At 42.8% G+C, this 18,347-nt stretch carries 13 protein-coding genes; 9 read left to right on the top strand and 4 right to left on the bottom strand.

What is annotated here, in order from left to right; genetic code table 11:
• Positions 1-137: 137 nt before the first annotated feature.
• Positions 138-2,306, bottom strand: a complete 2,169-nt coding sequence (locus tag AB4238_RS17595; RefSeq protein ID WP_372034617.1) for a tetratricopeptide repeat protein — start codon at positions 2,304-2,306, stop codon at positions 138-140.
• Between the two features lie 129 nt (positions 2,307-2,435).
• Here AB4238_RS17595 and AB4238_RS17590 point away from each other — a divergent pair, with 129 nt between their 5' ends.
• Positions 2,436-4,241: a M61 family metallopeptidase gene (locus tag AB4238_RS17590; RefSeq protein ID WP_372034616.1), complete on the top strand. Its 1,806-nt coding sequence runs from the start codon at positions 2,436-2,438 to the stop codon at positions 4,239-4,241.
• 31 nt (positions 4,242-4,272) lie between these two features.
• Here the strand turns inward: AB4238_RS17590 and AB4238_RS17585 are convergent, their stop codons facing one another.
• A complete protein-coding gene (locus AB4238_RS17585) occupies positions 4,273-4,527 on the bottom strand; it encodes a YfhL family 4Fe-4S dicluster ferredoxin (RefSeq protein WP_372034615.1) in 255 nt (84 codons plus the stop codon).
• A gap of 574 nt (positions 4,528-5,101) precedes the next feature.
• Between AB4238_RS17585 and cbiB the strand changes: the two genes are divergently transcribed.
• From cbiB to AB4238_RS17570, 3 genes are read left to right on the top strand one after another with little or no spacing between them, the layout of a single operon-like run.
• Positions 5,102-6,007: an adenosylcobinamide-phosphate synthase CbiB gene (gene cbiB / locus AB4238_RS17580; protein ID WP_372034614.1), complete on the top strand. Its 906-nt coding sequence runs from the start codon at positions 5,102-5,104 to the stop codon at positions 6,005-6,007.
• Positions 6,004-7,065: a threonine-phosphate decarboxylase CobD gene (gene cobD / locus AB4238_RS17575; protein ID WP_372034613.1), complete on the top strand. Its 1,062-nt coding sequence runs from the start codon at positions 6,004-6,006 to the stop codon at positions 7,063-7,065. Before cbiB ends, cobD begins: the two co-directional genes overlap by 4 nt.
• 10 nt (positions 7,066-7,075) lie before the next feature.
• The gene (locus AB4238_RS17570) at positions 7,076-7,654 is read left to right on the top strand and encodes a histidine phosphatase family protein (protein ID WP_372034612.1); all 579 of its coding nucleotides are present in this window, start codon (positions 7,076-7,078) and stop codon (positions 7,652-7,654) included.
• A gap of 68 nt (positions 7,655-7,722) precedes the next feature.
• Here the strand turns inward: AB4238_RS17570 and yegQ are convergent, their stop codons facing one another.
• Positions 7,723-9,102: a tRNA 5-hydroxyuridine modification protein YegQ gene (gene yegQ / locus AB4238_RS17565; protein WP_372034611.1), complete on the bottom strand. Its 1,380-nt coding sequence runs from the start codon at positions 9,100-9,102 to the stop codon at positions 7,723-7,725.
• A 380-nt stretch (positions 9,103-9,482) separates the two neighbouring features.
• Between yegQ and AB4238_RS17560 the strand changes: the two genes are divergently transcribed.
• Positions 9,483-10,325, top strand: coding sequence for an HDOD domain-containing protein (locus AB4238_RS17560; RefSeq protein WP_372034610.1), 843 nt, complete (start codon positions 9,483-9,485; stop codon positions 10,323-10,325).
• Between the two features lie 129 nt (positions 10,326-10,454).
• Complete coding sequence (locus AB4238_RS17555; RefSeq protein WP_372034609.1) at positions 10,455-11,957, top strand: putative bifunctional diguanylate cyclase/phosphodiesterase; 1,503 nt, start codon at positions 10,455-10,457, stop codon at positions 11,955-11,957.
• Here AB4238_RS17555 and AB4238_RS17550 read toward each other — a convergent pair.
• Positions 11,954-12,400 (bottom strand): thioesterase family protein, encoded by a 447-nt coding sequence (locus tag AB4238_RS17550; protein ID WP_372034608.1) that lies wholly within the window; start codon positions 12,398-12,400, stop codon positions 11,954-11,956. The two genes, AB4238_RS17555 and AB4238_RS17550, sit on opposite strands and share 4 nt — an antisense overlap.
• A gap of 331 nt (positions 12,401-12,731) precedes the next feature.
• Here AB4238_RS17550 and AB4238_RS17545 point away from each other — a divergent pair, with 331 nt between their 5' ends.
• From AB4238_RS17545 to AB4238_RS17535, 3 genes are all read left to right on the top strand, one after another.
• Positions 12,732-13,172, top strand: a complete 441-nt coding sequence (locus AB4238_RS17545; RefSeq protein ID WP_372034607.1) for an OsmC family protein — start codon at positions 12,732-12,734, stop codon at positions 13,170-13,172.
• A 175-nt stretch (positions 13,173-13,347) separates the two neighbouring features.
• Complete coding sequence (locus AB4238_RS17540; protein WP_372034606.1) at positions 13,348-16,446, top strand: EAL domain-containing protein; 3,099 nt, start codon at positions 13,348-13,350, stop codon at positions 16,444-16,446.
• A gap of 160 nt (positions 16,447-16,606) precedes the next feature.
• Positions 16,607-17,947: a DEAD/DEAH box helicase gene (locus AB4238_RS17535; protein WP_372034605.1), complete on the top strand. Its 1,341-nt coding sequence runs from the start codon at positions 16,607-16,609 to the stop codon at positions 17,945-17,947.
• Positions 17,948-18,347 lie beyond the last annotated feature (400 nt).

Here is an 18,347-nt window from a genome sequence, read left to right as displayed (position 1 = left end):
TCCTTTATCAACACGTATAGACTCAATTTCTCACTGCTTTATCAACAGCTTCGGATGTTGTTTGCACGTTAAGTGTATATTTATTTTAACAGTTGTAGCTTATAAATTAAATGCATATTGGCTCTATATGAGATTGATTAATCTAACTCAGTGCTCAAGTTGACATTTTTATGGCTTTTCCACCTTGGCCAGACAATATCACTCTTATGGCCATTGGTCTCTATTTTGATGATGCCACGTATAATACTTTTCTCTATATTGAGATATAGCGGAGGAATAAATATCCCTGAAGATGCAAAATTGAGCGGCTTAAGGGTTACAAAGTAGTCTTGGTCATTTCCTAGAGTCGTAGCGGCTGATAGCATCATTTGTAAGGTGCCAAAATGTTGCTCAGCGGAAAGCTTAAGCGCCGGGTTGGTCAATAACGGCAGACTGACTAGCCCCATATGTAAGCTCGTATCGCCATAGTTGTTTATTAAGCAATTTCTAACATTGTTTAATAGCGTGTCAGGGGTAATGTGAACATCGAAATTAAGCAGAAAAACTCCAGGACGAATGAAGTAAATAATACAACCTAACTCATTCGATAGTGCGGTCAGCTGCTGCTTATTCATTTTGGTATTACATTCATACCCTTGAGCTAGGTCAGAGTTAAGCTGATCCGTTAACGATATTAAAGCGAGTGTCTTAAAGGTATCGCCGTAATAGTTAAAATCGCGGATAAAGGCGGCATGGTTAGCTGTTTCAGTTAACGGGTCTAAGAGGCTATTTTTTTCCAATTCAACGGATTGTGCTCGCAAGGTTTTCTTAATACCCCATAGATACAGAGATAGCATCGTCATTAAGGATAATATTAATAAAGTGAGGATCTGGACTAGCTGACGATTTGATAGCTCATCTTTTGTTTTTTGTAGGTCAGTCTTAGTCTGGCTCTGTTCGAGTTTTATTTTTTGCAACTGGAATAAAGCTTTTGCCTGATCTTCATCATGTGCTACATGGGTATCTTTTACATGCAGAGTCGATATGCTTTTAATATGTTGATAAGCGGTCTTGTAGTCACCAAGGTGTTCTAAAGCCGTAGCGCTATAATTTAATGCTTCGATATGCTCTTCACTCAGTTTCATGTCATCGGCTATCTTGGCGGCTGAATTGGCGTACTTTAGAGCTAACTCCCACTCTGAGAGGCTGCTATAAACCTGAGCAAGCAATAGATGATTGTAAACTAGGTAATGGTTGCTGTTGCGCGATTCAAAGATTTCACTGGCACGTAGTAGATGTGATACCGCGTTTTTAGTGTCTTCTATTTTGTAATAAGCTTCGCCGAGGTTATGAAAGTTCAATGCTTGGCCTATATAGTTGCCGAGTTTCGCATCGATTTGCTGAGCATTTAAATAGTAGTCAATGGTTTTATACCATTGTCCTTGTTCAGCATAAATCATCGCCATTACCGTCATCGTTGAAGACACATATGATTCTTTGCCAAGACGTTGATAAATATCGGAGGCGCTAGTAGCGTAAAGTATTGCATCATCCCAAGACTTTAGTTCCCGATAGACCCGTGCCAGTTGCAGTTGTATATGGGCATCTTGGGTTGGATTATCCTCTGCCTTAGTATGCTTAATGGCTTCAGAGTAATGCGATAGCGACTTGCCAAATCGTGCTTGCTTGTAATAGTACTTGCCAAGAACAGACTCAATGTGTGCACGCATATAGGGATCCGCTAACTCTAGTGCGACACTTCTCGAATTCATAAGATATTGTAGAGCAGGGTCTTTTTGTCGCAACATCATATGTAGCACCCCTAAGTGCTCATAGATGGTGAAGAGTAAAACTTGTTCTTCTGTATTTTTAGTTGCAGGCAGTTCGTTAGCTGCCTGCTGATATAGCGCAATCGCTGTATGAAAATCTTGCTTGTTTTTGCCAGTATAGCGGCCATTTAACATCAGCACATAACTGCTATCGAAACCACTTTCAGCCACAAGTTCAAGCTGGTCAATGATTTTTCTAGCTGTTATATATCGGGCGTCATCTTTAGATGATAGATCGAGTGATAACCTCGCTAACAAACGTAATTCTTGTTTTACTTCAGTTACAGCTACACCTTTTTGGGCTGCAAACAGGCGAAGTTCATTTTCATTTGTAAATTCAGGGATGATAGGCAGGTTTTTATTGACTGATTGGCGTAATTTATTTGGGAACTCTCTAAACTCACGTTCAGTCGCAATGGCATCTCGACTGATAGCATAGGCAGAATGACATATGATAAAAGATAAGATAGTGAAAGAGAGAGTAAACAAACTTCGCATGGGAACATAATTCCTTGCTCTAAGCATTTGCTAAGGAGCTAAATATTTTTGTTATTTTAATTGGTGTAATTAAGCAAAATGTTATACTTTTCGGCTTAATTAAAACAATAATAACAGAAGGAAGCGAGAGTGAAACCTGTACTCCCCCTAATATTAACTTTTAGCGCATTAATTTCTCCAGTAGCAATTGCAGACGTTGATTACTCAATAGATTTACTCCATCCACAGCATCATTTAGCTAAAGTTGAAGTGAGTTTTCCTAAAACATCATCTGCTGCATTAGTCGTCAATCTTCCTGTTTGGCGTACCGGTAAGTACGAAGTGCTACCTTTGGCCGATTCTGTAAGGCTTTTTACTGCAACGGATGCTAGCGGAAGTAAACTGCCATGGACAAGAACAGCTAGTGGAGAGTGGACCGTAGCGCTTGATAAGCCAACAGCGGTGACTGTGTCTTATCAACTGTATGCAAATAAACTTGGCCAACGAGTCAATCATATTGATGCTTCTCATGCATTTCTCGACGCTAGCGGTACATTTGTTTACAGCCCAGAGTTTAGAGCCGAGCCCATCAATGTCAGTTTGTCAGTACCTGCGCAGTGGAATAGCTATTCAGGTATGGATAAAGGACAAACAGCCCATAGTTTTACCGCTGCTAATTACGACATTCTGGTTGATTCTCCAATAGAAACAGGGATCAACGAGCATCGAGAGTTTACAGCTGACGGCAAACAATATGAATTGGTGATTTGGGGCGAGGGGAATTACGACATCGATAAGATGGTTGATGACTTGAGCAAACTAAGTGGCCAAGCAGAGGTCATTTGGGACGATTATCCTTTTGAACGTTATGTTTACATGGTGCATGCAACCAGCGGAGCTCGTGGTGCCACAGAGCACTTGAATTCAACCATTATTCAGCGCCCGCGCTTTAGCTACCGCGACCGTAAAGATTATCTTGGCTTTATTAAAACGGCTTCTCATGAGTTTATTCATACTTGGAATGTCAAAGCTTACCGTCCACAAGGATTAGTCCCTTATGACTACCAAGAGGAAGGGATTACCCAACTGCTTTGGATAGCAGAAGGCTCAACAAGTTACTTTCAAAGCCAATTACTGCTACGTGCAGGTGTCATAACAGCAAAAGAATTTTTTGAGGATTTAGCTAAAAGAGTGACGCAAAGTGAGCAAACGCCAGGTCGTGAAATTCAATCGGTTGCTAGCGCAAGTGCTAACCAATGGGCTAGTACCGGTGGTGATTATGCCGTGAATCACAGTACAAATATTTATTCAGAAGGTTATTTGACATCGTTAGCGCTTGATTTCTCATTGCTAAATGAAACTAAATTAAAGCATTCATATCGAGACGTTCATCGAGAGCTGTACCAATCGCATCGTATTCCAGCTGGCTACAATATCGATGATGTAAAGAGTATCTTGCAGCAACTTTCAGGTACGAGTTATGAGAAGTGGTGGCAGCAACATGTTAATTCACCAATAAGTTTAGATTTTGAATCTATGTTGGAGCAAGCAGGATTAGCTGTTGGCTATGGCGCAGATGCGAAATCAGAGCCTTTTATTGGAGTGACGCTGGGATCAGATAGTTTGATACTGTCGCGTGTATTACGCAATGGGCCTGCATGGAATGCAGGTATAGTACTTGGCGATGAAATCGTTGCAATTAATGGCTTAAAAGTGACATCTGCAGGTTTTGACTCTCGTATCAAAGATTTTAAAGCTGGTGGAGAGATCACCCTGACTCTGTTTAGTAATGACAGATTGAAAGAGGTCAAACTGACGCTCGGCGAACAGAAAAGTGGCAAAATGGTGATTAGTAGCGTTGCTAAGCCAAGCCGTGCCCAGAAAGCATTCTTTAAAGCCTGGTTAGGAATTGACTGGCCGTTTGATAGCGATGGGAAGTTAACAAGCGTTGATTAACGATAAAAAGGCGCCTTTGGCGCCTTTTTTATTAAACGGTTTTACCGGTAATTATTTGGTATTTGACCAGTAGCTCATCATCAGATTCTTTGTTGTCTGGGTCGACGGCAATGCAATCAATAGGACAAACTGAAATACAAGTTGGCTTATCGTAATGGCCTTTACATTCAGTGCAAAGCAGCGGTTCAATCTCATAGATCTCCTCGCCCATGGTGATTGCCTCATTTGGGCACTCGGGTTCACACATGTCACAGTTAATGCAGCTTTCGTCGATCAATAATGCCATCTAATTAATTTGCCTTATAAAAACTATTTTTAACAAGCGTTTACGTACATTCCCTATGAGAGTAATTGCTTTACCTTTGTCCGCTTTAGAGCCGATGCTTCTCGTTGATTTTCATATTTCAGTAACACAATATAGCAACACAAATTTAAGACTAGTTTCGTGGAGTTTAACGTGTATATAGCGAAGTTTTTATCGAAAATAACAATGGAGAAAGTCTCTTGTAGTCAAGTATATCACAGGGGGAGAGCAAACCTAATTTATCGGATTATACGGGAATGCAGATGAGACAGAAAAGCGAATAGTCACATGTAGGTTTGTATCTAAGTTTGCCGTTATAGAAGAGGAATGATGCTTGCCTTTGATGTTGGTGCTTTAACGAACAAATATTAAAAGTGAAAAGCAAATAGAATCATCGACATATCATAGTGTTATAATTGCGCATTCCGAGCTTTGTGGGTAAAACTCTTCTCTAGCTGAGTACAAATTGTTACCTATATAAGTTCAGTCATTGGCTTCAAAACTTAACTGAAGTCATTGTTGCTATTCCACATAAATTAACTATTTAGAGACTTACATGTGGCTTGAACCTTTTTACTGCGCCAGTGTTATCACCGTCGCGATATTTCTAGATATTTTACTAGGTGAAACTCCGCGCTTTCATCCACTCGTTGGCCTTGGCAATTACATTACTAAGATCAAACAGAGTCTTTGGTATCCGAGCAGAATAAGAGGGGTGATAGCGGTCGTGCTCGTGCTGCTGCCTATTATTCCGTTTATGTGGTTACCAAGCCTTTGGTGGTTAGAAGTGCTTATTGTGTACTTTGCTATTGGCGGACGTAGCCTTGGTGAACATGGTAATGCTGTTGGTTCGGCATTAGCACAAAATGATCTGCCTTTAGCGCGGCATAAAGTGAGCATGATTGTCAGTCGCAAAACTGAAAACATGAGCGAGCAGCAGGTGGTAAATGCCACGCTTGAGTCGGTGTTAGAAAACGGCAATGATGCAGTGTTCGGCGCGCTATTTTGGTTTTGTGTTGCGGGTGTTCCAGGGGTGTTACTGTATCGATTTTCCAATACGCTAGATGCGATGTGGGGCTATAAAAACAGTACCTTTTTACATTTTGGTTGGGCAGCGGCAAAACTCGATGACCTGCTTAATTACATTCCCGCTCGACTCTGTGCAGTGGCTTACGCTGTGGGCGGTAACACCAAACTGGCCTTTCATTGCTGGCGCACGCAAGCGCACAAATGCGCGAGCCCCAATGGTGGCGTAGTGATGGCAACAGGTGCCGGCAGCTTAAATATTTCCTTAGGCGGCGCTGCTGAATATGATGGTTATCATTGTGACAAGCCCATATTGGGAGACGGCCGAGATGCCAACGCGACCGATATTGCGCGTGCGGTTAATTTGGTTTGGTTAAGTGCTATGTTGTTGATTGCTCTGTTGCTGCTACTCGGTCTTTGTCAGAGGGTTTTATGACTTTATTACATCATGGTGGCCGCTTAAAAGATGTGGCTCAGCAATACCATATCGCTGAGGCGTTATGGATTGATTTATCAACGGGTGTCAGCCCTTGGCATTACCCCATTCCAGAGATTCCAGCGCAATATTGGAATCGTTTACCTGAAGAATCTGATGATTTACTTGATGCCGCAGCCAACTACTATGGTGGCAACAATCCGCTACCGGTTGCAGGTTCGCAGTCGGCGATTCAAACACTGCCCAAAGTACTGGCCCTCGAGCGTGATGGTCCCGGAAAAGTGTTACTACCGTTAGTGGGTTATAAAGAGCATGAACGGGCTTGGCGTATGGCGGGCTGGCAAGTTGGTATTTATGGTGATGACCTTGAGGCTATCAATGCTAATGGTTACCCTGCACCGACTAAGGCGCAAATTGCCAATTGTGATGTATTACTGGTCATCAACCCTAATAACCCTTCGGCTCACTTAACCCCCCCACAAGTGCTCACTTCGTGGCTCGCGGACTTAACGGCCAATGGCAGTTATTTAGTCATAGATGAAGCATTTATGGATATGACCCCGCAACAAAGCATGCTGTCAGTTACGAGTGAACAGTTAATTATATTGCGTTCAGTCGGTAAGTTTTTTGGGCTGGCTGGTGTGCGCGCAGGGTTTGTTTTTGCCCCGAATAAAGTCCGTGAACTGCTACAAACGCAGTTAGGACCATGGTGTGTTAATGGACCCGCGAGATTAATTTGTAGCCATGCGTTTAGAGATACCGCTTGGCATCAAGTGCAAATCGACCGACTCGAGCAAGCCAGTGTGCGTTTGCAGGCGCTATTGGCCATTTTACCCGGCGTAGTGACGGGGACGACGTTATTTCAAACTGTCTACTTGCCGTCGGCTGCACTATGGCATGATCACTTGTGCCGCCATGGTATTTTGACACGTTTAACCGACGAGCAAGACGCGCTGCGATTTGGCCTGCCAGAGCATGAGTCTCAATGGCAAAAACTGACTGAGGTGTTAGCGATGCTAGTGGCCATGCCCAATTTTAGTCATGCTCTGATTAAGTGATATTACATCAATGAAAATACTTTTTTGTCGCCATGGTGAAACCCTGTGGAATCAACAGGGGAGATTGCAAGGTCATCTAGATAGTGAGCTCAGTTTAGTTGGAATTCAACAAGCAAGGGCGTTAGGTGAAAGGCTAGCACCTTTTAACCCGAGCTTAATCGTCTGTAGCGATCTTGGCCGTGCGATCTCAACCGCTGAGTTAGTCAATGAAAGCCTTAATATCCCAGTCGAGTCTTCAGCATTGCTGCGCGAGCGCTGCTTTGGTGAACTACAAGGTTTGTACAAGGGAGAGTCAGAGCATCTATGGCAAGCGTATCAGCAAAGGTTTAATGCAGATGGCATTGGTATTAAAGATTCAGAATCTGCGATTGAGGTATTAAACAGAGTCGATGGTTTTTTGAATAAGATAAGTAAGTTAGCAATTGATACGCTGGTGGTGATTTGTCATGGGGAATGGTTACGGGTGTTTCAAAACTCAGTGCTTGGATTCGCACCTTGGTCGGCTCAGGTGGCGTTAGTTGGAAACTGCCAGATAGTCGAATATGAGATGATACAGAGTGCCAGTGAGCTCGTATTAAAAGCAGGTTAATATCACTCAGTTTTATTAAGGCGCTAATGGCAGCATAACTGCATTAGCGCCTTGATAGTTGGGCCTAACTATTTAGCCGCTGCGTCAGTGGCTTGATGAGGATTACGGGTATCTTGGCCTTGCGGTAAGTTACGCAGTAATACTGCCTTATCTAGATCAACACCTGCAGGAACGTCTAAAAATACAAAGTGTCCCGAACCTAGACCCGCTTCAACACTTTGGCCTTTGCGGTTGATTAGGCTATCCACCTTAATCGTAAGGTTACCCTGTGGTGTCATCACTTCGACGCTATCACCGACGAGGAATTTGTTCTTCACATCAATCTCTGCAAGGCCTGCTTCGTTGCGCTCGCCAGTAAATTCGCCGACAAACTGCTGTGTATCGCTGATTGAGTAGCCGTAGTCATAGTTTTGGTATTCATCATGCACGTGGCGGCGTAAGAAACCTTCGGTGTAACCTCTATGCGCTAAACCTTCAAGGTTATGCATTAATGTTCTGTCAAAGTCTTTCCCTGATGCGGCATCTTCAATCGCTTGACGATATAGCTGCGCTGTACGAGCTACGTAGTAGAAAGACTTAGTACGGCCTTCAATTTTCAGCGAATCAACCCCCATTTTGGTTAGGCGGTCAACATGTTGGATAGCCCGAAGATCTTTAGAGTTCATGATATAAGTACCATGTTCATCTTCAAATGCTGGCATATACTCGCCCGGTCTGCCGGCTTCTTGTAATAGAACGACTTGATCAGAAGGCTCGCCAGCACCGAGTGTTGGTGTTTCAATTTGCACGTCTGGGTTAACGGCAATTATATCGCCAGTGTCAGTCTGTTTTGCTTCATGGACATCATATTTCCAACGACAAGCATTGGTACATGTACCTTGATTAGGGTCGCGCTTATTGATATAACCCGATAGTAAGCAGCGGCCAGAATATGCCATGCAAAGTGCACCATGAACAAATACTTCCAGTTCAATGTCTGGGCAACGCTGACGGATCTCTTCAATTTCATCTAGAGACAACTCGCGAGATAGGATGACGCGCTTAATGCCCTGAGACTCCCAAAACTTAACTGAAGCCCAGTTAATCGCATTTGCCTGTACCGATAGATGGACCACTTGATCAGGGAAAGCTTCTCTGACCATCATGATAAGACCTGGGTCAGACATGATCAGCGCATCTGGCTGCATAGCCACAACAGGCTCCATATCTTTGATATAGGTTTTTAGCTTGGCGTTATGCGGGGCAATATTACTCACCACATAAAGCTTCTTGTTTAAGCTATGAGCTTCTTTAATGCCTGCCGCAAGATTTTCCATTTTAAAGTCGTTATTACGTACACGAAGACTGTATCTTGGCTGACCGGCGTAAACAGCATCAGCGCCATAGGCAAAGGCGTAACGCATATTTTTAAGTGTTCCGGCTGGGGACAGTAGCTCAGGTTTAAACATAATAACTTCTCTGTTAACGGGTAAGGTTTAGGCAAACGGTCGCGCATTTTACTTAATGCAGGGGGACTAATGCAAGGCGCAGGTCTGCTTATATTAAGGGTGAATGTCGCCAAACAAGGTGTTTACCTTAAAATCTTGTGACGTCTACAGCAATTTTAGCTTAATTAATCTTCTTTTTTAGCCGCTATATAATTTAACTGCTTGGGTGTCTATTCAACGCTCGAATCTTGCATCTTCAGCTCGCATGGGTATTAGTATTAACCCGATGCTGGTCTTTTGCACGTTTCTATACTCTAACAGCATTGAAACCTGCACTTTCAAGAGGCTTGGGTATATACTCGACCAGCCGCAAATTAATACGAATAATATAGGGAGTAAAGATGTCAAAAGAGCATCAAGTATTAGTTGGTTTGTTGAGAAAGTTAAAGGCAGATTCATTAGTATTACCGACCTTGCCAGAGGTCGCAATGAGGGTGCAAGAAGTCGTAGGTCGCGACGACACTAGTCTCAAAGATGTTGCCGATATCATTGGGCAAGATCCTGCTATTTCGGCACGAATTATTCGAGTGGCAAATAGTGCAATATATTCAAGAGGGATCCCAGCTGCTACCGTCAATGCTGCTATTAGTCGAATTGGGCTAGGCCAAATCAAGACGATAGTGACCTCCATTGCGATGGAACAACTATTTATTTCAACCAATGAGTTGGTATGGGAAGTGATGGACGAGGTATGGCGAACCTCAATTGATGTCACCTCTGCGGCGGTCGCTTTGTTGCAACTTTATAACCGCAAGCACCCTAATAGTGGGCTAAATGCTGATACTCTGACGCTTGCAGGCTTGGTGCATAATATTGGCGCTTTACCGGTATTGACTGAAGTTGAGGCTCATCCAGAGTTAGTTGACGATGTTGAACAGTTACGTTTATTAGTGCGTAAATTACAAGGCCCTATAGGTCGTGCAGTTCTTAAAAACTGGGCATTTTCACCAAGCGTAATGGAAGTGGTTGAGCGATGGGCTGACCTGTCTTACAACAGCGATACTGTGGGATATCTTGATTTTATTCGCGCGGCAGCTCTCTATACCGGTGAATTGCGTTCAGGTAGTGAGCTCGACGAACGATTAGCTGTCTTTAGTGCTAAAGGTTTGCCTGTATCGCCAGAAGGGTTGGCAGGTGAAGGCTTTCTAGATACTTATCATTCGATTAAAGCCAGTTACGAATAAACTTGTACGCTAAGCTATAGTAGAAGAGAGTCATAGGGTGAATAACATCATGGCTCCCTTAATAGCATCAAACTTATGAGGTCTACGCGATTCACACTCCTGGACAGATAATGGTTAAAGTTACATTGAATGGATAACGTCGAGCTACTCTCGGTTGCATGTATGTTACTTATACTGCTATTGGCTATCGCTTTTTGGCAGTTTCTACTTTGCCGACGCCAACTAAAGCAATTGTACTCTTCTGTAAGTCAGCAATCAGGTGAATCTTATCTGGTTAACTCTTCATTGGAGAGTGCGCCGCAATCACTTTCGCAAGTTGAGCAAGTGGTGGCTCAATTAAAACAGCAATTGCATCAAGCTGGATTCGATAAATTAACCGGACTAAGTAATCGCTTAAGTATGAAGCAAAAGTTGGCTAGCATAATGCCGCTCAAGCAGGGAAGCCTAGTCCTACTTGATATATACCGATTCCGTTATGTGAATGACCTCTTTGGCTTTAGTTTTGGTGATGAACTCTTAAAGCAAATTGCTAACAGGATTGACGTGGGTGTTGATTCAAGTTCAGCTATAGCTAGAATGAATGAAGATGAGTTTTTAATCTATTTTCCTGATGGAGTCACACAAACTGAGCTTGAAAGGTTTATTGAGTATTTGCAGCAGCCCTATAGTGTATTTGAAAGCCCCATTACTGTTAGAGTTCAGGTTGGGCATTTGGGGTTAGAACGTTTCCATGATGACATTAGTACTATGTTACGCCGATTAGATTTAGCCCTTAAAAAAGCTAAATTACTCGACAGTGCAATCGCTCATTACGAGCTAGGCGATGATGCGGTGCAGCTGAGGGAAGTCTCGATAATTAATAGCTTAGCCAAAGCGCTGCAAGACGGTGAGCTATACATGGTGTATCAGCCAAAACAAAACTATCGGCCTTTAGGCTGCAATCAAGTTGAAGCATTGATGCGCTGGCAACACAAAACTTTAGGCAATATCTCTCCCGCTGAGTTCATTCCGCTGGCGGAATATGCAGGCATGAGTGATTTGATCAGCCAATGGGTACTCGATCAGGTTGTTATCCAACAGGCTAAGTGGCGTGAATTAGGGATCGAACTACAAGTTGCTGTAAATTTGTCGACTCAAGATTTAAAAAATAAAGCACTTATTGAAGAGATTGAAGCGAGATTATTCAAGTACCAACTTCCTGCTAATGCACTGTCAATTGAGCTCACTGAGAGTAAATTGATGGAAGATATTGATAGCGCTGTTCTTGCTATTAATCGATTACGTAGCATTGGGGTTGATATCGCTATTGATGACTTCGGCACAGGCCATTCTTCACTCGCATATTTGAAATACTTGCCCGTTGACGAAGTAAAAATAGATCAAGCGTTTGTTGAAGGGCTAGAAACTGATCCACAAGCAAAGCATATTATGGACACCAGTATCCGTTTAGCAAAAGGTCTTGGCTTTAAAGTTACCGTTGAGGGAGTGGAAACTGAAGCCGTTAAACAGATTATTATTGAGATGGGCGTAGACAAAATACAAGGTGATATTTTCTCTAAGCCATTGACTTCGGCCGAACTTGAAATCAAGTGGCCGAAGTTGTCTAACGCTTTAACTGTAGAGAAAGATTAAAAAGCTACTGGCTCAGAAAATGCTTCACCAAGTCGATTAATCAGTATTTGAGGCATTGGACAAAGCTGGCGGTTTTTGTTCATACACACCATCTCTATTTGCGCAGTTACTGCCGGCTTTTTAGCGTTAGGACGCCAGATCTCTTGTAACCATACTGTGCGGTATTTACTCTCGAAATAGAAACGAGTTCTAATATCGATAATGTCAGCAAACTCTACACCGTCATGACAAAGCATATCGCTTCGATAAACTGCAAAACCCAAGTCATGCTCATCCCATAAGCTTGCTAAGCTCTTAGCACCAATGACATGTTCACGAGCACGCTCAAAATACTTCAAGAAATTTGGGTGGTACACAACACCAGAAAAATCGGTGTCTTCATAGTAGATTTGCACCGGGAAATTAAAGGTCTTACTCTGTTGTACTGATTTAGTCGAGGGCATATTTATTATGGTCTAATGATGAATCTTGATGGAAGTGGCACCAGTTTAACATACCTAACTGCAAACCACTTGAAGAGGGTGGTTTCAGGGGGTATTTGCTCGTTGCACGGTTAATTAACCAATGTTTTTGATTTACTAAAACCTTCAATTAATACCAATTGCATTAAGTACTTGACCCGTTCAGAGCCCTCAATCTTTTTTATTCAAAGTGCATTGGTATAACTCGACAAATTTCTAATTGAATAGTAAAACTGTGAGACTAATTTGAGTTTTCGGTAATAAATCCATTAGAGTAATCTCATTGAGGTAAATCTAATAAAAAGGTGTCAAAATGGCGAATAAGACTATTGAAGTAAATACACAGATGTCGGAAGGTTGGAAGGTGACAGCCCAAATTCGTGAGCATCAATTGATCATTGATCAGCCAACAGGTGGCAATGAAGGCGCTAATCCTTTGGAAACCTTTATTTTCTCATTGGCTGGCTGTATCTCGACTATCGCCAAAATGGTTGCTCGTGAGCAAAAAATAGATCTGCAACAGTTTGATGTATCGATGAAAGCACAACTTAATACAGCAGGACTACTCGGTAAACCTTCTGAGGATCCAGTAGGCTTTAAATTGATTGATGTTGTTGTGGTTATGGACGCCCAAGTTGATGATATTCAGCTAGATGATGAACAGAAGAGCCTATTTTTAGATACCGTTTGTCATCGCTGCCCTGTGCATGACAATCTACTAAAGCCCACTCTTGTTAATCACGGCCTTGGATAATTAGCAACAAGTCCCTGAGCTTATTTGACCAACTCATTTAGCCGCTAAGATCGCTGGTAGAATAGTACACTTGAAAATAATATGGATAATAGTTAGGGGGGATATTAATTAGCCCTCATTCTGCTAGAATATTCGTTAAATCAACGTGAATTTCTACATGGACGATTGGCGGTTTATGGATCAAGGTTTGTTTTTCTCGCTTATTCAAAATGCAGCCCTATTGCTAGCAATGGTGTTCGTATATGACGCGTTACCACGCAGTCATAAGCGAGAGCTAGATGTCCTCTGGAGAGTAGGTATTGGCGCTCTTGTCGGTGTTATTTCTATTTCGGTAATGTTGAGCCCTTGGGAATATACGACAGGTGTATTTTTTGATTCAAGAACGGTGATCCTTGGGATCTCCGGTATGTTTTTCGGTGGGATTCCGACACTTGTCGCTGTGGCTATTAGCGGCCTATTCCGGCTGAGTGAAGGAGGTGTGGCTGCATGGTCAGGTGTGGGGACAATTATGACCTCAGGCTTGATAGGCTATTTATGGGGTAAGTACCGCAGTGGCGATATTGGCGATATTCGCTTTAGAGAGCTGTTAGTATTTGGTTTTAGCTTGCACATTCTCGCTTTACTTTGGGGCTTGGTGTTACCCTCTGATGTTGCATTGTCACTGCTTAAACAGATCACTTTACCTTTCCTGATTATTTTCCCTATTACCACGGCTTTACTGGGGATGCTGTTATCTCGACGCATTGAGATCCAGCGAGACCAAAAGATAAAGCTGCAAGACCACCTATTGTTCAAGTCCCACTTTCAAGCTGGCAGTATGGGCATTGCTATCACCGATGTCGACCATCAATGGATAAAGGTGAACCCAAACCTTTGTCAGATGTTGCAATATAGCGAGTCAGAGCTACTTGAGTTACTTTGGGCTGACCTACTGCATCATAGTGACTTTAACCTCTATAGGCACTATTACGCGGATATGCTAGCGGGGGAAATCGATGAATTTGAACTCGATATCAGACTGATTGCTAGCGATGACTCTATTGTTTATACCCATATGACCGTGGCATGCCAACGCAATCAAGATAAAGTTGAATTGGTTATTGTTGGTTTGCTTAACCGAAGCTCACAGAAACAAGCTGAAATGGCTATGTTGGCGAGCCAGGAGCAACTCGCGCTGGTGCTAGGTAGTAGTGAATTGGGTTTCTGGGACTGGGATATTGTTAATAATAAAGTAGAGCGTAATGAGCTCAGCGCCAATTTGCTGGGTTGTGATGTCACTACACTTAATGAAAACCCTAAGCTTTGGATGCGTGCAATTCACCCCAATGATCGCGTGAAAGTACTGAGTTCAATAGATGAGCATCTTAGCGGTGTCAGTGATCAACATAAAATAGAGTATCGCATATATGCTCATACTGGAGAGATCCGCTGGATTTTAGATTCTGGCAAAATTGTTAGTCGGGGTGAAAACAATAAACCGTTGCGCATGTGTGGGGTGCATTCTGATATCACTGACAGTAAGCGAGTCGAAGAGTCTTTAAAATTAGCTGCGTCAGTCTATAACAACAGTAGCGAAGCGATGAGTGTGCAAGATGAAGCAGGCGTTATTATCACCACTAACTCAGCTTTTACCGATATTACTGGATATAGCGAAGCCGAAATCAAACATCAGAATATTCAAATTCTGCAGTGCAAGCGTAACAACTACAGCGTATATGAACAGATTAGTCTGGCAGTAGAGGAGACGGGACGCTGGCAAGGAGAGATGTGGCTAAGACGCAAAAATGGCGAAGAGCTCGTGGTCTGGTTAACGATAAATACGCTGTTTGATTCTGAAGCCCAAACAGAGCGACGAGTGGCGCTATTCTCCGACATTACCGATAAAAAACAGGCTGAACAGATTATCTGGAAACAGGCTAATTATGATCCTTTAACGGGTTTGCCTAACCGTCGCATGTTGCTTGATTATCTAGGCAGTGAGATTTTAAAGTCAGACCGACGTGAAAAACACTTCGCACTAATGTTCCTCGATCTCGATTATTTTAAAGAGGTAAACGATACACTTGGTCATGACATGGGAGATTTACTGTTAACTGAAGCAGCTAAGCGCCTAAAGAGCTGCATTAGAGACAGCGATGTGGTTGCTCGTTTAGGCGGTGATGAATTTACTGTGGTGCTGTCTGGGATAACAGATATAAAAGGCGTGGATAAAGTCGCCCAAAATATTTTGAATCGTCTTGCAGAGCCCTTTAGCCTTGGAGAAGAAACCTCTTATATTAGTGCAAGTATTGGTATTACTCTTTACCCCGATGATGCTAGCAGTATTGAGGGGCTACTCAAACATGCTGATCAAGCCATGTATGCGGCTAAAGATCAGGGCCGAAATCGATTCCACTATTTTACACCTTCAATGCAGCGAAATGCCAAGTACCGGATGCGCTTGATCCAAGATTTACGACTCGCTGTGACCAACCAACAGTTTGAGCTTTATTACCAACCAATAGTATGTCTATCGGGTGAACCCACCATTAAAGCTGAAGCACTTATTCGTTGGCATCATCCAAAGCGTGGCCTAGTGTCTCCCATCGAATTTATTGCTGTTGCGGAAGAAACGGGTTTAATCGTAGAGATAGGTAATTGGGTTTTTCAGCAAGCAGCACGTCAGTGCGTGCTTTGGCGTGATAGATTTGGAATTGAAGTACAGATAAGTATTAATAAATCTCCAGTACAGTTTAGAGATGAAGGAGAGAGTCTAGATTCTTGGGTTGCACTGCTTAAAACACTGAACCTTAGTCGGAACTCTATCTGCGTCGAAATCACAGAAGGTTTACTATTAGATAGCAACCAGACTATTTACAGTAAGCTAGAGCAGTATCGCAATGCTGGCATGCAAATATCACTGGATGATTTTGGCACTGGTTATTCCTCTTTAGCCTACCTTAAAAAGTTCGACATAGACTTTTTAAAGATCGATCAATCTTTTACCCGAAACCTCGACAGCAATAGCGATGATTTTACCCTTTGTGAAGCGATAATTGTCATGGCACATAAGCTAGGTATGAAAGTTATCGCAGAAGGTGTGGAAACAGACTATCAGCGTCAAGTGCTTGCGGATGCAGGTTGCGACTACGGTCAAGGTTATCTGTTTTCAAGACCCGTTACAGCAGAAGAGTTTGAGGCTAGCTGCATCACTGCTGCTTTAGAGCATAAGCAAAATGCATTGCTGCAAGAGGGTCGTTCAGACGCAACTGTGACAGTTAACAAAAGTAAATAGCATTATGTTAGCCGCATTAGCTTTTATACCTAATGGCCTAACGGATAGATAGCTAGCCCCCGCCGCTTTGCTGTACTTGGTGGTATTATCTGCGCTGGGTTTTTGATAGACTCCGCGCTCACTTTTATTCCTCTATGTTATAACCTTTATCGAGCTGCTGATGAACTTTGATGTTTTTGATCTACACCCACATATTTTAACCGCAGTATCAAATCGCGGATATAAAGCATTAACCGAAGTTCAAAGCCATGTTTTACCCGTCGCGATGCTTGGTAAAGACATAATGGCCTGTGCGCAAACGGGTACCGGGAAAACGGCGGCATTTGCACTCCCCTTGCTCAATACCCTTGTTGGACAGGCATTGCAGCAAAGCAATGTTGCTGAAGAGGATGCCTTTAATCAATACAAGTCTGAGCTAAAAGTTCTAGTGCTAACACCTACTCGTGAGCTGGCCATACAAGTGGCGGATAATATTCAAGCTTACGCACAGTTGTTACCTTTTAAAGCTGCAGCGGTTTATGGCGGAGCCAACATGAACCCACAGCGCAAAGCTGTACAAGCTGGGGTTGATATTTTGGTTGCGACACCTGGTCGACTTTTTGATCTTATCGGTCAGTTCGGTTTGGATTTAGGCAGTGTCACTCACTTAGTGGTTGATGAGGCCGATCGCATGCTAGACATGGGCTTTGTTAGAGATATTGAAAGAGTGAAAAGGCTGGTGGCAGTTGAGCATCAAACACTGTTTTTCTCGGCGACTTACAGCGAAGAGGTAAAAACTTTAGCGCAGAAGATGTTAGTTTCGCCAGAGTGGATCGATGTGACTACCGCTGCCACTGCCAGTAAAATAACCCAAGAGGTTTATCTGGTAGATAAGCGTCGTAAAGCTGAATTATTGTCGGAGTTGGTAGGCCGTAATAATTGGCAGCAAGTTCTGGTGTTTGTCAGCAGTAAAGAGAGTGCTGAACACTTGCATAGCGAGCTGAAACTTGATGGTGTTAAAAGTGCAGTATTTCATGGTGATAAAACACAAGGTTCTAGAAATCGAGCATTAGAAGAGTTTAAAAGCGGTAAGTTAAGAGTGATGGTCGCCACTGATGTTGCCGCTCGCGGGTTGGATATTGAAGCGTTGCCATTGGTGATTAACCTTGAACTGCCTTTTGCGGCTGAAGATTATGTCCATAGAGTTGGACGTACTGGACGTGCAGGCTTAGAAGGTCGAGCCATATCATTCGTATCTCCGCAAGATAAAGCCATGCTGAGTGAGATTGAAACGATTATTGAAATGACACTACCTTGTATTACATTGCCAGGTTATGAAGAGGGTGCACCTTTACCTGCACGCTATCGAGATGTCACCACAAAGCCAGTGAAAGAGAGAAGCCACAATAAGCGTAAATATCAAGAGAAACGCCGTAGTGAGTCAAAAACCGGCCAAGATAAAGCGACTAAAGGCAGCGGTGATAAGAATCGTTATGGCCGTACTAAGAGTCGAACTAAATAAGAGTTATTGATAAAAATGATGAGGTTGATGGTGAACCTCATCATTAAGTCATATTGCAGCTTCAGCAATGTATCTAGCCGTAATTTATCGGCTTAATGGATAAATTAACGATCTAGTCTGCTATTTCGTTAACCTCAGTTTGTTTGCCATTAAATAAGCACATTGTTACTCCATCATGCAATAGCGCATAGGCTTGACCTGCATTAGCTTAATAGACTGGGGTTAAAATGTGATGGTGGCACCTACGGTGTACATCCAAGTTTGATCTAATATGTCAAAGTACTCAACTTCACCTCTGACGGCAATACTGCCTAGCTCAAACTCCAGACCAACACCAGCCGCTAAATCCAGGCCATCATTAGAGATATTTTTCCCAATATACTCTAATACCAATTGCATT

The organism is Shewanella sp. 10N.286.45.A1, from assembly GCF_041470405.1.
Classification (GTDB): domain Bacteria; phylum Pseudomonadota; class Gammaproteobacteria; order Enterobacterales; family Shewanellaceae; genus Shewanella.
The sequence above is the reverse complement of the archived record's forward strand: the minus strand, read 5'-3'. Positions and strand labels throughout refer to the sequence as shown.